13 protein-coding genes are annotated in these 15,942 nt (G+C 61.5%); 2 read left to right on the top strand and 11 right to left on the bottom strand.

Annotated elements, in window-relative coordinates:
* Positions 1-1,307, bottom strand: a 1,307-nt coding sequence (locus ACQY7U_RS00435) for an aminopeptidase P family N-terminal domain-containing protein (RefSeq protein ID WP_428640891.1), incomplete at its 3' end; no start/stop codon positions are given.
* 250 nt (positions 1,308-1,557) lie between these two features.
* On the opposite strand from ACQY7U_RS00435, the gene ACQY7U_RS00440 reads away from it, so the two are divergent.
* Positions 1,558-1,764 (top strand): hypothetical protein, encoded by a 207-nt coding sequence (locus tag ACQY7U_RS00440; protein ID WP_428640892.1) that lies wholly within the window; start codon positions 1,558-1,560, stop codon positions 1,762-1,764.
* Positions 1,765-1,907: 143 nt separating this feature from the next.
* Here the strand turns inward: ACQY7U_RS00440 and ACQY7U_RS00445 are convergent, their stop codons facing one another.
* Complete coding sequence (locus ACQY7U_RS00445) at positions 1,908-2,903, bottom strand: 50S ribosomal protein L11 methyltransferase (protein WP_428640894.1); 996 nt, start codon at positions 2,901-2,903, stop codon at positions 1,908-1,910.
* A gap of 102 nt (positions 2,904-3,005) precedes the next feature.
* On the opposite strand from ACQY7U_RS00445, the gene ACQY7U_RS00450 reads away from it, so the two are divergent.
* Positions 3,006-3,572, top strand: coding sequence for a tetratricopeptide repeat protein (locus ACQY7U_RS00450; protein ID WP_428640895.1), 567 nt, complete (start codon positions 3,006-3,008; stop codon positions 3,570-3,572).
* Positions 3,573-3,585: 13 nt separating this feature from the next.
* Here ACQY7U_RS00450 and ACQY7U_RS00455 read toward each other — a convergent pair whose 3' ends face one another.
* The 9 genes from ACQY7U_RS00455 to ACQY7U_RS00495 all read right to left on the bottom strand — a co-directional run.
* Positions 3,586-6,021, bottom strand: a complete 2,436-nt coding sequence (locus tag ACQY7U_RS00455) for an ATP-dependent helicase (protein ID WP_428640897.1) — start codon at positions 6,019-6,021, stop codon at positions 3,586-3,588.
* Between the two features lie 143 nt (positions 6,022-6,164).
* Positions 6,165-8,321, bottom strand: coding sequence for an NAD-dependent DNA ligase LigA (gene ligA, locus ACQY7U_RS00460; protein WP_428640899.1), 2,157 nt, complete (start codon positions 8,319-8,321; stop codon positions 6,165-6,167).
* Between the two features lie 7 nt (positions 8,322-8,328).
* Positions 8,329-9,996, bottom strand: a complete 1,668-nt coding sequence (gene recN, locus ACQY7U_RS00465) for a DNA repair protein RecN (RefSeq protein ID WP_428640900.1) — start codon at positions 9,994-9,996, stop codon at positions 8,329-8,331.
* 124 nt (positions 9,997-10,120) lie between these two features.
* Positions 10,121-10,969: an outer membrane protein assembly factor BamD gene (locus ACQY7U_RS00470; protein WP_428640902.1), complete on the bottom strand. Its 849-nt coding sequence runs from the start codon at positions 10,967-10,969 to the stop codon at positions 10,121-10,123.
* An 83-nt stretch (positions 10,970-11,052) separates the two neighbouring features.
* Positions 11,053-11,190, bottom strand: coding sequence for a hypothetical protein (locus ACQY7U_RS00475; protein WP_428640904.1), 138 nt, complete (start codon positions 11,188-11,190; stop codon positions 11,053-11,055).
* A 5-nt stretch (positions 11,191-11,195) separates the two neighbouring features.
* Complete coding sequence (lpxC, locus tag ACQY7U_RS00480) at positions 11,196-12,140, bottom strand: UDP-3-O-acyl-N-acetylglucosamine deacetylase (RefSeq protein ID WP_428640906.1); 945 nt, start codon at positions 12,138-12,140, stop codon at positions 11,196-11,198.
* Between the two features lie 253 nt (positions 12,141-12,393).
* On the bottom strand, positions 12,394-14,178 hold the full coding sequence (gene ftsZ / locus ACQY7U_RS00485) for a cell division protein FtsZ (RefSeq protein ID WP_428640911.1): 1,785 nt from the start codon (positions 14,176-14,178) through the stop codon (positions 12,394-12,396).
* A 115-nt stretch (positions 14,179-14,293) separates the two neighbouring features.
* Positions 14,294-15,616: a cell division protein FtsA gene (gene ftsA, locus ACQY7U_RS00490; RefSeq protein WP_428640907.1), complete on the bottom strand. Its 1,323-nt coding sequence runs from the start codon at positions 15,614-15,616 to the stop codon at positions 14,294-14,296.
* Positions 15,613-15,942: cell division protein FtsQ/DivIB (locus tag ACQY7U_RS00495; protein ID WP_428640909.1), on the bottom strand; the 330-nt coding region annotated here is incomplete at its 5' end. The genes ACQY7U_RS00495 and ftsA, both read right to left, overlap by 4 nt.

Genomic DNA, 15,942 nt, shown 5'->3' on the forward strand with positions numbered 1-15,942 from the left:
AAATGCTTCTTCATCTCCGCGCTTACCTCCCCGACTGCAAGGGTGCGGGTGATGTCGGTGGTGCCGTCCTCATACTGGGCCCCGGAGTCGATCAGGAACGGCTTGCCGACGGGAATCTTCAGATTGCTGGAGCGGCTGACGCGATAGTGGCAGATCGCCCCGTTCGACCCGGCACCGGAGATCGTGTCGAAGGAAATATCCTTCAGGGCACCGGTCGCCCGGCGGAATTCTTCCAGCTTTTCCGCAGCGCCGATTTCGTCCAGTTCTCCCTTGGGCGCTTCTACGTCAAACCAGCACAGGAAATTGACGAAGGCCGCCGCATCACGAAGATGCGCCGCCCGGGCGCCCTTCAGTTCGGTCGCGTTCTTGATGGCCTTGGGCAGCAGCACGGGATCCTGCGCCTCGATCAGGGAGCCACCGGCGCCTGTGATGGCCTCGGCAATGCCGATCCCGGCAAGCGCCGGGTCGATCATCACCTTCGCCCCGGCTTTGCCAAGTGCCGCCAGACCGGCCGTGAATTCGGACGGCTCCTCAAGCCCCGTCAGGTCCGACAGGGCATCGCGGACGGAATTGGAAAGCTTGCGCCCGTCGATATAGAGCGACGGACGGCCCTCCGACGGCACGGTCGCGAAGGAAAGCGGCAGCGGCGTGTGATTGACGTCGGATCCCCGGATGTTGAAAAGCCAGGCGATCGAATCCGGCTGAGTCAGCACACAGGCATCTGCCTTCTTGCCCTTCAAACCGGACTGGATCTCCGCGATCTTGTCCCCAGCCGCGCGTCCGGCCAGTTCTACTGGGTAAAGCGTCACTTGACCGACCGGAGGTTCCGGGCGGTCTTCCCAGATACTGTCGACGGGATTGTCCTGGAGCGCGACCAGTTCGGCACCTGCTTCCTCACAAACCTCCCGCAGGCGACGGACTTCGCGAACCGTATGCAGCATGGCGTCGATCCCGAGCTTCTGCCCGGGTTTCAGCCGGTCCGCCAGCCAATCGGTAACAGGTTCGTTGATGAGATGGCGAGCCGGAAAGACTTCCATGTCGACCTGATCGCGCACCTGGATCGTATACCGGCCATCGACAAAGATTGCGGCTTCCTTGCCGAGCACCGCGGCAAGACCGGCGGACCCGGTAAAGCCCGTCAGCCATTGCAGGCGGCAATCGTGAGGGGGCACATATTCGCCCTGGTGGGCGTCGGCGCGCGGAATGAGGAAGCCGTCGAGGCCGCGGCGGTCAAGTTCGGCCCTGAGAAGCGCTGCATGCGGCGCCCCGCAGGAGGGATCGCTGAGATCGTCGAAAGTCTGAAACATGGGCCGAACGGTAATTTGACCAAGGGTCCGGATCAACCCGGATAATTATTCCGGTTCCAGCTCGCTGCTCGAAAGAAACTTCTCAAAATTCGCAGCGCAGCATTTCTTTTCGCATATGCGAAGCATGCAAGGCTGTCATGCGTTTGCAGGCCTACCGGTGCAGCGTGGAAATCGGCATATAGGTATCAAGACAACAAGAAAGACGTTTCTCCCTAGGGAAGCTCTTGCACTTCAAATGGGACTGATCACGATGACTATCGCAACGACCACTTCGACCCGTACCGGCGGCAACAGCTTCATGCGCCGCGCCTTCGACCGCATGATCGAAGCTCGCTCCGCCCAGGCGCGCCGCTACGTCAACGGTTACCTTCTTTCGCTCGACGACGCGACGCTGGCCGCACACGGCTACGACCGCAAGCAGCTTGAGCGCGAAGGCGCAAGCACGAGCGCATTCTGAGGGCTCAGGACACGGACGATGTCCCGCAGCGGAAATGAGCGCGGGACGTTAAGAAAAAAGAACTGTGCACTGCAAGAGAGCCTGCCGGGAAGCCGGTAGGCTCTTTGTTTGTTCTTGCCTTCGTTTTTCCGACTTGCTGCAGCTCAAGCAATTTTCCGGCCGCGCACCAGCGTGAGCGTCAGCCAGCCGTCCTTTTCCCTGCGCCGGTCGAGGATGAACCCCTGGCATCCATAGGCAAACAGGATGCGAGGACCATCCTCGATACGCAGTCCCGACAGGACCAGCGTCGCGGTCCGGGTCATGTTCGCCCCGATGGATTTGGCCATCTTCATCAAGGGCCGGGCCAGAATGTTTGCGATGACAAGGTCGAAGGGACCGTAGAGCTGGAAGCGCCTGTCTTCCATGCCGTTGGCGGTAAAGCCCTGCACAAGATGGCGCGCGCCGTTGAGACGGGCATTTTCAAGCGCCGTCGTGGTCGCGACCGGATCGATATCCGTTGCCAGCACCTGTTGCCGGGATTTCAGCGCCGCGGCAATCGCCAGGACACCGGTTCCCGTTCCAAGATCCAGAATGCGTTCGTATTCGCGCATGGACAGCAGGCGATCGATTTCCTCAAGGCAGCCGGCCGTCGTTCCATGGTGGCCGGTGCCGAATGCGAGCGCGGCTTCGATCTCGATGCCGATGGCTCCCGGCACGACCTTGTCACGGTCGTGGGCACCGTGAATGACAAAGCGTCCCGCCCGGACCGGCTTCAGTCCTTCCAGGCTCTTTTCCACCCAGTTGATGTCCGGCAGTTCTTCCGCTTCCAGCGGAGCGGCAAAGGCATCGGCCCCCACCCTGTCGCGCACAATCCCGGCGGCCTCATCCGGGTTGACGTCGAACAGCAGGATTTCGGCGGCCCAGATCTTGCCGTCCGGCGAAGCCTCGTAAACGGTTACCGGATTGCCATCGTCTTCGAAGGCACGTTCCAGAACGTCCGAAATCCGCTTGGCTTCCAGTTCTTCCGCCGTGATCCTCACCCGGATGGTCTTCATGTCCGTTCTTGCCTTCGACTGATTGGATTCAAGGCGAGCGGTATAGCGGTTCGCAGCCCAGCACACCAGCGCGAAACGCCCATTCAGTCCCTTGATACTGGGCAAACCGTGTCTCTGCTCCATTTCTTAGGGCAAATAACAGCAACGGTCACATGCAAAGGTTCCACAAGCTTCCTTTGTGACCGGTCGCACAAGAGGAAGAAACCAATGAAGGTCCCAAACCCGGACGGCTTTGCCGCACCTTTGCTCCGTCTTCCGGCACTTCTTGTTCTGTGCCTGTCACTTCTTGCCGCACCGGCCGGAGCCACCACTGAACAGGACACCTTGTTTGAAGCCCTGAAAAACGCACCAAACGAAGCCGAAGCCCGGAAGATAGAAGACGACATCTGGTATTCCTGGCTGGATGCAGCGCCGACGGCGGACATCCGCCAGAAGGTGGACGATGCCATGCGCCGGCGCGGCGCCTATGACTTCAAGGGAGCAAAGGAACTGCTCGACCAGGTTGTCGTTGAAGCGCCGGACTATTCGGAAGGCTGGAACCAGCGCGCCTTCATCCTGTTCCTGCAGGGCAATTACGAAGCCAGTCTTGAAGACATCGAAAGGACCCTTGCCCTCGAACCGCGCCACTTCGGAGCCCTCTCGGGCCGCGCGATCATCTTCATGACGCAAGGCAGGGTCAAACTCGGCCAGAAGGCCCTGAAGGAAGCGCTCGCCATTCACCCGTTCCTCAAGGAGCGGAGCATGCTGATCATGCCCGAGGAGCTGGATCTTTAGCTTCAGACTGGTCTCAATGGCGTTCGACGAAGCTGTCGATGACCTTCTTGACGCCCGCTTTCTCGAAATCGATGGTCAGCTTGTTGCCCTCGATCGACTTGATCGCGCCATAGCCGAACTTGATGTGAAACACCCGTTCACCAAGGGAAAAGGCTGAAGGTGTGTCGCTGACGGACTTCGCGACAAGCTCGCCCTCGATGGTCAACGGTCCCTGGCGCTTTTGCCGGGCGGACTGGTAACCGCGCCCGCCTTCCGAAAAGCCGCCCGTGGACTGCCGTGCCTTCTGCGCCCGCTTCCAGCCTGGCGTCGAATAGCTGCCGCTGTCGAAAGGATCGTGGCTGTCGAACCGCGACGGGCCATAACCACCGCCCGCATAGCCGCCGTAGTTCGAGGACGGCTCGCCGATCTCCACGTGATCGGGCGGCAGTTCGTCCAGAAAACGGGACGGCACGGTCGATTGCCACAGCCCGTGAATGCGCCGGTTGGACGCGAAATAGATCTTGGCGCGCCGCTTGGCACGGGTGATGCCGACATAGGCGAGCCGCCGCTCTTCCTCCAGCCCTGCCCGGCCGCTTTCGTCCAGAGCGCGCTGATGCGGGAAAAGCCCTTCTTCCCAGCCCGGCAGGAACACGGTGTCGAACTCCAGCCCCTTGGCCGAATGCAGCGTCATGATGGAAACAGCATCCAGCGCATCGGCGCTGTCCCGGTCCATCACCAGGGAGATATGCTCCAGGAATCCTGTCATCGATTCGAACTCGTCCATCGAGCGGATGAGTTCCTTCAGGTTGTCGAGACGCCCGGGTGCCTCGGCGGACCGGTCCTGCCGCCACATTTCCGTGTAGCCGCTTTCGTCCAGAATGATTTCGGCAAGCTCGGTATGTTTCAGGTGGTCCAGCTGACGCCGCCAGCGTTCGAAATTGTCGAGCACGGTCTTCAGCGCGTTGCGGGGCTTGGGCTTCAACTCTTCCGTATCGATGAGCTGTGCGGCCGCCTGCATCAGCGGAATACGTTCCGCGCGCGCGACACCATGCACGAGCTTGAGCGTGGCATCGCCCAGGCCGCGTTTCGGCGTGTTGACGATCCGCTCGAAGGCAAGATCGTCCGCCGGCTGCACCACGCAGCGGAAATAGGCCATGGCATCGCGGATTTCCATGCGCTCATAAAAACGCGGCCCGCCGATGACCCTGTAATTGAGGCCAAGCGTGACGAAACGGTCTTCGAATTCGCGCATCTGAAACGACGCGCGGACAAGCACGGCCATTTCGTTGAGCGATTGGCCCTTGCTCTGAAGCGCCTCGATCTCGTCACCGATCGTGCGCGCTTCCTCTTCTGAATCCCAGACAGAGGCGACCGAGACCAAATCATGGTCGGGCTCGTCGAAATCGGTGAAGAGCGTCTTGCCAAGCCGGCCCTCGTTGAAGGAAATCAGATGCGAGGCGGCTGCCAGGATGTGGCTGGTCGAGCGGTAGTTCCGCTCCAGCCGGATCACTTCCGCGCCCTTGAAGTCGTGCTCGAAGCGCAAGATGTTGTCGACCTCGGCCCCGCGCCAGCCGTAAATCGACTGGTCGTCGTCGCCCACGCAGCAGACGTTGGGATTGCCCTGGGCGAGCAGACGCAGCCACAGATACTGGGCGATATTGGTGTCCTGGTATTCGTCCACCAGCATATAGCGGAAACGGCGCTGGTATTCCTTCAGGACGTCCGGCCGGGTCTTGAACAGCGTGATGACATGAAGCAGCAGGTCGCCGAAATCGGCGGCATTCAGGATCGACAGGCGCTCCTGATATTCCTGATAGAGCTTGCGGCCCTTTCCGTTCGCGAAGGCACGTGCCTCGCCTTCCGACACCTGTTCCGGCGTAAGTGCCCGGTTTTTCCAGCCATCCAGAATGCCGGCGAAAGCCTTGGCGGTCCAGCGCTTGTCGTCCAGGCCCTCCGCCTGGATGATCTGCTTGATCAGTCGGATCTGGTCATCTGTGTCCAGAATGGAGAAGCTGGATTTCAAACCCACCAGTTCGGCATGCTTGCGCAGGATCTTGACGCAAATGGAGTGGAACGTGCCGAGCCAGGCCATGCCCTCCACATTGCCGCCGACGAAGGTGGCAATGCGCTCCTTCATCTCGCGCGCGGCCTTGTTGGTGAAGGTCACCGCCAGGATTTCGTTCGGCCGCGCAAGGCCCGTCGCCAGGATATGCGCGATCCTTGTGGTCAGAACCCTGGTCTTGCCGGTCCCTGCGCCTGCCAGCACCAGAACTGGGCCCTCGGTGGTTTCGACGGCAAGGCGCTGTTCCGGATTGAGACCGGTCAGGTAGTCCGGCGCCCTGCGAGCAGCCATGGCCCGTGCCGCGATCCCGCCTTCGGGCCGCACGGGCACAGGCGCGGCTTGCGCGCGCGTACCCACCGGCTGAAAGGGATCGTCAAAGGGATCGTCGTACCCGTCCGGGTCTGCCATGGTTTACTCGTCTGGTAATTCGAAAGCTTTCAGGAGAACAATATAGCAACAAACCAGCGCTGGCGAGGCCGGATTAGCGGTTTTGGTGGGGACAAGAGAGGGATCTGGCCGCGTATCCTGTCCTGGCAGGAACGCAAGGTTTCTCAAGCCCCAACCAGATCGAACCAGCCGTCCTCGGAAATCACCTCGATCTCCAGTTCCTGCGCCTTCTTGAGCTTGGACCCTGCCCCCGGCCCCGCTACCACAAGATCGGTCTTCTTGGAAACCGAACCGGATACCTTGGCACCGAAGCGTTCGGCCATGGCCTTGGCTTCGTCCCGGGTCATGCGCTCCAGGGAACCGGTGAAGACCACCGTCTTGCCCGCCACCGGAGAGCCCGACGCGTCGATCTTTTCAGCATCCTTCGGCGTCACCTCCTCCAGAAGCGCGTCGAGCTGGTCGAGGTTGTGCTGTTCGGCGAAGAACTCGACCAGTGCCTCGGCAACGATATGGCCGATGCCGTCGATGTCGTTGAGTTCCGCCCAGGCCTCGCCGGACGGGTCGTGCGCCGCCTTCATCGCCGCGTAGAAGGCCTCCCAGGAACCATAGGCCCGCGCCAGCAGCTTGGCGTTGCCTTCGCCGACATGGCGGATGCCGAGGGCGAAGATGAAACGGTGGAGATCGATGTTCCGGCGGGCGTTGATCGCCTCGAAGAGGTTCTTCGCAGACACCGCCCCCCAGCCTTCCCGGTTGCGCAGCTTGGTGAGCGAGACCCTGTCGCGGGCTTCCAGCGTGAAGATCTCCGCCGGGGTCCTCACCAGTTCGTCCTGGTAGAAGGAATCGACCTGCTTGTCACCGAAGCCCTCGATGTCGAAGGCATTGCGGGAAACGAAGTGCTTCAGCTTTTCCGTTGCCTGCGCCGGGCATATCAGGCCGCCAGTACAGCGGCGCACCGCATCGATGCGGCCGGTCTTCTCGTTCTCCTCGCGCACAGCATGGCTGCCGCAGGCAGGACAGACGGTCGGGAATTCATATGGCTCCGCCCCTTCCGGGCGCTTGTCCAGATCCACATCGACGATCTGCGGAATGACATCACCGGCACGCTGGATCTTGACCGTATCGCCGATGCGCAGATCCTTGCCGCCGCGGATCGGCTCGCCGTCCTGGCCGATGCCCTTGATGTAGTCCTCGTTGTGCAGCGTCGCATTGGAGACAACGACACCGCCGACGGTTATCGGCTCCAGTTTGGCGACGGGCGTCAGCGCACCGGTGCGGCCCACCTGGATTTCGATATCATTGAGGATGGTATAGGCCTGTTCGGCCGGGAACTTGTGGGCAATCGCCCATCGCGGCGATCTGGAGACAAACCCCAACCGTTCCTGCAAGTCCAGCCGGTCGACCTTGTAGACGACACCGTCGATGTCATAGTCGAGCTGTGCCCGGTTTTCCTCGATGCCGTGATAGACGTCGATCAGTTCCTCAACAGTTTCACAGCGCCGCATGAGTGGATTGACCTGAAAACCCCAGGCTTCAAGATGCTTCACCATGCCAAGCTGGGTGTCTTCCGGCACCGCACTCATCTCACCCCAGGCATAGGCGAAAAAACGCAGCGGGCGGGAGGCGGTGATTTCGGAATTCAACTGCCGCAGCGATCCGGCAGCCGCATTGCGCGGATTGGCGAAGACCTTGCCGCCAATGGCCGCCATGCGCTCGTTCAGGGCCTGAAAATCCTGATGCGCCATATAGACTTCGCCGCGCACCTCGACCACCTCCGGCACGTCGCCCTGAAGCTCGGCCGGAATATCCTTTATGGTCCGCGCGTTCGCCGTGACGTTCTCTCCGGTGGTTCCGTCGCCGCGCGTTGCCGCATAGACCAGCTTGCCGCCTTCATAGCGCAGCGACAGGGACAGGCCGTCGATTTTCGGCTCCGCCGTCACCGCCAGCGCACCCATCAGCGGATCGAATTTCAGAAAACGCCGGACGCGGCCGACAAAATCGCGGACATCCTCGTCATCAAAGGCGTTGTCCAGCGACAGCATCGGCACCCGGTGAGCAATCTTGCCGAAACCGGATGCCGGGGTTGCACCGACCTGCGTGGACGGTCCGTCCGCCAGCACCAGATCCGGAAACCGTGCCTCGATCGCGGAATTGCGTCGGCGCAACGCGTCGTAGTCCGCATCGGAAATGACCGGGGCGTCTTCCTGATGGTAGCGCCGGTCATGTTCGGCGATCTCGGCGGCAAGCCGTTGCAGCTCGGCCTGCGCCTCCTGCCGGGTCAGATTGCCGACGTCGATGTCCGCCATCTCGGTGCTGTCGCTCATATCCATTCTATTCCGCTGCTGTCAGAAGCTTGCGGGCCGCCGCCCGTGCCTCGTCCGTAATGACGCTGCCCGCCAGCATCCGTGCGATTTCCTCGCTGCGGTGATCTTCGTCGATCTGCTGCACCCGCGTTGCCACCCGGTCCGGCTTGGCGGCTTCCTTTGCTATCAGGAAGTGTCCGGCAGCCCGGGCAGCCACTTGCGGCGCGTGGGTGACGGTCAGAACCTGAACGTTGCCGGCAAGGCGTGCCAGACGCACGCCGATCGCCTCGGCCACCGCGCCGCCGACCCCGGTGTCGATTTCATCGAAGACAAGCGTCGGTGCCGAGCCCTTGTCGGCCAGGCACACTTTCAGGGCAAGCAGGAAGCGGGAAAGCTCCCCCCCCGATGCAACCTTCATCATAGGTCCCGGCCGTGTGCCGGGGTTCGTCTGGACATGGAATTCCAGCTGGTCGATCCCTGACCGGCTGCGGTTTTCAGCATCACTCTGGATGTCGACGATAAACCGGGCCCGTTCCAGCTTCAGATCCGGTAATTCGGTCGCGACGGCCTTCTCCAGCGCATTTGCCGCCTTCCGGCGTTTGTCCGAGAGTGAAGCCGCCTTCTTGTCGTAGTCGGTACGTGCCTTTTGCGCAGCCTCGACCAGCGCCGCCAGTTTGTCTTCGCCCGCATCGAGATCGGCGAGGTCACCGGCCATGGTCTCGCAAAGGGTCTGCAGCTCGTCTGCCGGCACGGAGTATTTGCGCGACGCGGCCCTCAGCGCAAAGAGACGTTCCTCGACAGATTCCAGTTCGCGCGGGTCGAATTCCGTTTCCCGGAGCGCGCCTTCCAGCCCGCCGCGTGTTTCCTCGAGAAGATCGAGCGCTTCGGCGAGTGTGCGAACCGGCTGACCGAGCAGGTTCGGCACCTGGTCCGCCTTGCGCTCCAGCCGCCTCAGCAGACTGGCGAGCTCCGGAATCGGCGAGGCGGAGCCGTTCAGCGTCTCGAACGCCTCATTCAGATCGCCGGCGATCTTTTCCACCGCCATCATGTCCGTGCGGCGGGCGGCGAGATCTTTCTCTTCCCCGGCCTGCGGCTTCAGGACGGAGAGTTCCTCGACCGAGGCTCTCAGGAAATCGGCTTCCTTGCGCGCGGTCTCGATGCGCCTTTCGTGATCGCTCACGGCTTTTTCCGCCGCCTTGAACGCGGCATAGGCCTTGGAGACGGCTTCGGCGTCACCGCTCAGGCCGCCGAAGACGTCGATCAGTGTGCGGTGGCTGTCCGGATCGACCAGCGCCCGGTCGTCATGCTGCCCGTGGATCTCGACCAGCAGGCTGCCCGCCTGCCGCAACAGGCCCGCACTCACCGGCTGGTCATTGACGAAAGCGCGCGTCCGCCCGTCCGCGGTCTGGATCCGCCGCAGGATGATGTCGCCGTCGTCGTCAACATCGTTTTCTTTCAGGAAGGCGCGGACAGGGTGGGGGCCTGCCACGTCGAAAACGGCGGTCACCTGACCCTGCGATTCGCCATGCCGGACGAGATCGGCGTCCCCGCGCGCGCCAAGGGCGAGCGACAGGGAGTCCAGCAGAATGGATTTGCCTGCACCGGTTTCCCCGGTCAGAACGGACATTCCGGCTGCAAATTCAAGGTCAAGACGGTCGATCAGAACGATGTCACGGATAGACAGCGCGACCAGCATGAAGGCGTGCTCCTTAAAGTTCGGCGCGGCCCACCATATAGGAGGACCGAGACGTCTTGAAAGAGCCAGATTGGGCATTCCACCTCATTTGTGAGGTCAAATGCGCAACCTGATCGTTTGCGCGTCAGATACTCTTGAAGGCCCGGCTGATCCAGCTTCCGCTGTCTTCGGACGGCTCATAACCACCCTTGTTCAGAAGCGAATAGGCATCCTTGTACCACTGACTGTCCGGATAGTTGTGACCGAGCACCGCCGCAGCCGTCTGCGCCTCGTTGACCACGCCGAGCGCGTAATAGGCTTCCGTCAGCCGGAACAGCGCTTCCTCGACGTGGCGGGTGGTCTGGAATTCGACCACCACCGTCTTGAAACGGTTGATGCCGGCCACGTAATTGCGCCGCTTCAGATAGTAGCGGCCGACCTGCATTTCCTTGCCGCCGAGCTGATCCTTAACGATTCTCAGCTTCTGTTCCGCGTCCGGCACATACTCAGATTCCGGGAACCGCTGGATGAGTTCGTTGAACGCGGCGGCCGACTTGCGGGTCACTGCCTGGTCCCGGGTGATGTCCGGCATCTGCCGGAAATAGCTCTGCCCGGCAATATAGAGCATATAGGCGCTATCCTCGTCGCCCGGATAAAGCGTCACGAACCGTTTCGCCGCGTTCACGGCCTCACTGTATTTGCCGCGCGAATAGTTCAGGAACGCCAGGTTGACGAGCGACTTCTTGGAATATTCGGAATAGGGATAGAGCTTGTCGAGTTCCTCGAACTTCTGGGTCGAGTCGCGCAGCTTGCCCTGCGCACGCAGGGCAAGCCCCTCGTTGAAGAGGACTTCGGCCGGCGTATCGTTCAACGCCAGATCGTCCAGATCATCCTTGCCGCTGCAGGCGCCAAGCGCGAGCGGGGCTGCCAGGATTGCCATCGTCAGGAAGATCTTCATGCGCTTGGTTCCGCGTTTTCCGAAACCAGTGTCCATTCCATTCACGCCCATACTCCCGAGCCGCATTGGCCCATTCGGCCACAATCAGAGACGGCCACGTAATTCATCGACAGGAGTGTTTAGCGGAAGATGCCTGTCCCCGTCACGTCCTCATCGGCCATCTGACGGTTTTTTTGAGCAAATTTATGGCAAGCGGCAGAAATAATGCCGAATTCCGCTGAAACGAAAATGGCCGCTTCAGGGAAGCGGCCGGTCATAATTTTCAGGAAACGTCCGGTCCGAAGGCCGCGGCAGCTGCGAGACCGCCCTTGTCGACCTGCCCGACCTGACGGAAGGCCGGAGATTCGATAATCTCGAAGGCACTCGGATCTTCGAAAAGTTTGACCAGGATGGCATGGTTCATCTTGTGACCACCCTTGTAGGAACGGTAGAGCCCCAGAATCGGCAGGCCTGCCAGCGCCAGATCACCGACCGCGTCAAGCGCCTTGTGACGGGCGAACTCGTCCGGCCATCGGGTACCTTCCGGATTGAGAACCTTGTCTTCGGAAATGGCGACGGAATTCTCCAGGGATGAGCCGAGGGCGAAGCCCATTTTCCAGAGCTGCTCGACATCCTTCACGTAACCGAAAGTGCGCGCACGCGAGAGATCGTCGCGGAAAACGTCCGGGGTAATGTCGGAAGTGAACTTCTGCTCGCCGATCAGCGGCGTGTCGAAATCGATGGTGATGTCGAACCGTGTCGTGTCATGCGGATGCAGTTCGCACCAGGCATTGCCGTTATCCACCCGGACGGTCTTCTTCACCTTGAGATAGCGGCGGCCACGGTCCAGGCGCTTCAGGCCGATCTGCTCAATCGCCTCGACGAAGGCGGCGCTGCTGCCGTCCATGATCGGCATCTCCGGACCGTCGATTTCGACGATCAGGTTGTCGACGCCCATGCCGGAGAGCGCTGCCATCAGATGTTCGATCGTCGCGATACCGTCAGAGGAAGGATCTCCGATCACGGTGCAGAGCGCGGTTGCCGAAACCTTGTTCCATAGGGCGGGAACTTCTTCAGCGCTGTCCTGGTCGGTCCGCGTGAACACGATGCCGACCCCGGCTTCGGCAGGCACCAGCGTAATCGACGCGGGTTTACCCGAATGAACGCCGATCCCGGTCAGTGTCACCTGATCGGCAAGCGTCGTCTGTCGGTCAACATAAGTGGTCATAAAACCCAGCCCTTCCGGTTTGTGACCTGAAAGTCCGGCTTTTGCCCCCTAAAGCCTACGAACTTTTAACGATCACGAATTGAGGGGAAGATAGTCGCGTTACGCTGCAGAGCGAAATAAAGCTTTATTACGCTTTGTAACGATTCACAGGCTAGCAAGGCACTGAATTGAAAAGGGAAATTTTTCCGTAACGGAAACAGCCCGGAGCTTTCGCTCCGGGCTGCTGCGATCAGGGAAGAGGATCGCTGGAAAATCAGTTGGCCTGACGGCGCAGGAACGCCGGAATTTCCAACTGTTCGTCGTCGGTGGCGCTGACCGGTTTCGGCGCGGCACGGCCGGTGCCGTCCAGCTGACCCGCAGCACCGAGAGCGGAACGCTGCTGAGGTGCGCGCGGAGCGGCCTGCGGCTGAGGCTGCATCTGCGGTGCCGTGCGGGCGACCGGAGCATCGGTCTCGAATTCCTCTTCGTCTTCCCGGCGACCCAGACCGCTGGCAAGCCGACGCAGGAGCCCCATCGGACGCCGGTCTTCCTCACCGTGATCGGCATAATCCGGAACCTGAGCGGCCGGCTGAGCAGCGGTTTCCGCATTTTGCTGCGGAGCGGTTGCCTGAGGCTGGCTCTGCTGCGGAGCCGGAGCAGACTGCTGGGCCCGGAATTCACGCTGAGCGATCGGCGGGAAATCCTCGACGCGCGGCATGCGCGGCGCAGGGCTGTGTTCCTGGGCGACCGGCGGAATATAAGGCTTGCTGACCGGCGTATCATCAACCACCGGAGCTGGCGTATCGTCTTCCAGGTCGATCATCCGGCCCTTGTCGTTCAGGCCGCCGCTTGCAGGCTGGATCCGCTTGATCTCGACGTCCGGGTCGCTGGCAACGGCAACCGGCTGGGGATCGGGCAGAGCCAGTTCCTTCTCCAGGTTGGCAACGGCCTTTGCGGCGGCGTCCTGCGCGTTGGCCTTCTCTGCTGCAATGGCCGGTCTTGCCGTCGAGATTTCCGGCGTGCGGCTGGCCGCCGGCTGTTCCAGTTTCACAGGCTGTGCTGCTGACGGAAAGGTGTTGGCCGCAAGGCCTTCCTCCTTGTCAATACCGGTGGCAACAACAGAAACACGGATCAGGCCGTCAAGGGTTTCGTCGAAAGTCGCGCCAAGGATGATGTTGGCGTCGGCATCCACTTCCTCACGGATCCGGGTGGCCGCTTCGTCCACTTCGAACAGCGTCAGATCGTTGCCGCCGGTGATGGAGATGAGCAGGCCCCTGGCACCCTTCATGGAGGATTCGTCGAGCAGCGGGTTTGCGATGGCAGCTTCCGCTGCCTGCTGGGCCCGCTTCTCTCCACTGGCTTCGCCGGTGCCCATCATGGCCTTGCCCATGCCGCGCATCACGGAGCGGACGTCGGCGAAGTCAAGGTTGATGAGACCTTCCTTGACCATCAGGTCGGTGATGCAGGCAACACCGGAATAAAGCACCTGGTCGGCCATTGCGAAGGCATCGGCGAAGGTGGTCTGTGCATTGGCGATCCGGAACAGGTTCTGGTTCGGGATGACAATCAGCGTGTCGACATTGCGCTGCAGTTCCTCGATGCCCGATTCAGCGATCCGCATCCGGCGGGCGCCTTCGAACTGGAACGGCTTGGTCACGACACCGACGGTCAGGATGCCCTGCTCGCGCGCCGCCCGGGCAATGACCGGGGCAGCGCCGGTGCCGGTTCCGCCACCCATGCCGGCGGTGATGAACACCATGTGCGAGCCGGACAGATGGTCGTTGATCTCGTCGATCACTTCTTCAGCCGCGGCAGAGCCGACTTCCGGCTGGGAACCTGCGCCAAGACCTTCCGTCACCGCGACGCCCATCTGGACGAGACGGTCGGACTGGTTCATGGCAAGGGCCTGGGCATCCGTGTTGGCAACGACGAAGTCGCAGCCCTGGAGACCCGCAGTGATCATATTATTGACGGCGTTTCCGCCCGCGCCGCCGACGCCGAAAACCGTAATCCTCGGCTTCAGCTCCTGAATGTCGGGCATTTTCAGGTTAATCGTCATGTTTTCCTCGCGACCCACAGGTGCTCCCGTTTCGGGAGAACCCACTTCTTCCCTAACTTCCTCTGCCACTACCGGCAGTTCCAATTCCTGGTTTTCGTCTTCTTGGCTCATGTCGTCAGAAGCTTTCCCTGATCCACTGGCCAACGCGGGCCAGATAACCAGATTGCCCGCCCCACCCCGATCGTCTGTTCTTGTGCTCGAACTGTTCGATCTGGGCGACCTGCGGATAAATCAAGAGACCGACGGCGGCGGCAAAAGCCGGACCCTTGGCGGCCTCGGGAAGACCGGCGACGCCTAGCGGCCGGCCAAGACGGACGTTGCGCCCCAGGATGTGACGCGCAACTTCTCCAAGACCCGTGAGCTGACTTGCGCCTCCCGTCAGCACAATCTGCTTGCCGACCCGCCCGGCAAATCCGGACGCGGTCAGGCGATCTCTCACGAGTTCTAGGATTTCTTCCACACGCGGGCGGATGACACGGGTCAGCGCCGAGCGCGGGATCTGGTTGGGCAGATCGCTGTCGCTTTCCAGCGGCGGCACCGTGAGCAGGTCACGGTCGTCGGAGCTGGAAGCCAGCGGTGAGCCATAAAGGGTTTTCAGCCGTTCAGCGTCCTGCAGACGGGTGGCGAACGCGCGTGCGATATCGGTGGTCACATGGTTGCCGCCGACGGCGATCGCGTCGAGATGAACCATGTTGCCGTCGACGAAGACCGACAGCGTCGTGGTGCCGCCGCCCATGTCGATGCAGGCAACGCCGAGCTCGGCCTCATCGTCGACAATCGTGGACAGGCCGCTGGCAAAGGGTGTCGCCACCATGGTTTCCACATGCAGGTGACCACGGTTGATGCAAAGTTCCAGATTGCGCACCGGCGGGATTTCCGCCGTCACGACCTGCATGTCGACACCGAGCTTGTGACCCATCATGCCGCGCGGATCGCGAATGCCCCGGCTGCCGTCCAGCGAATAGGAAATCGGCAAGGCGTGCGTGACTGCCCGGCCTTCCGTGACGGAGTGGCTGGAGCCAGCGGACAGTACGCGCTGGATATCGGCTTCCGATACGCTATCTCCGGCCAGCGGAACATTGGCGCCGTAGATCTCGCTCTGCAGGCGGCCGCAGCTGATGTTGGCAATCAGCGATTCGACCGTCACGCCCGCCATGCGTTCGGCGCTGTCGACGGCCAAACGGATTGCCTGTTCGGCCGCATCCATGTCGACAACCACGCCGGACTTGATACCGCGCGAGCGCTGATAACCGTAGCCCAGCACTTCCACCTTGTGCGACCGGCTGGAGAGGATCGCCTTGTCTTCCTGCGGAACCAGCTTGGCGATCAGGCAGCAGACCTTCGTCGACCCCACGTCCAACACGGACATGATAACCGAGCGGCGGCTCGGCAGCGGGCGCATCTTGGGCAGGTAAAGATGGTTGGAGGAACGGCTCATGTCTGCCGCTCCTTCTTGCCCGACCGGCTGTTTCCGTTGGTCATTACCTTGCGTTCTTCGGCGGTTTCGTCCGACAGACGGACGGTAACCCGGTCCTCCAGACGCATGTCGATTGCCACGATGTCACGAGACAGAAGCCCGTTTTCCTCGTCCATTTCCACCAGGTCGGTCAGCGCGGCCTCGATATTTTCTTCCGGCAGGTGAATGGAAATGCCGTTTTCAAGCTGCAGGTCCCAGCGGCGGTCACTGACCAGGAAAGCAGCGCGCACACGCGGGCGCAGTTCCGGTACGTTTTCCAAAGCCTTGTTGATCTCCGCGGCCCGGCG

This window comes from Roseibium sp. (genome assembly GCF_050301095.1).
Classification (GTDB): Bacteria; Pseudomonadota; Alphaproteobacteria; order Rhizobiales; family Stappiaceae; genus Roseibium.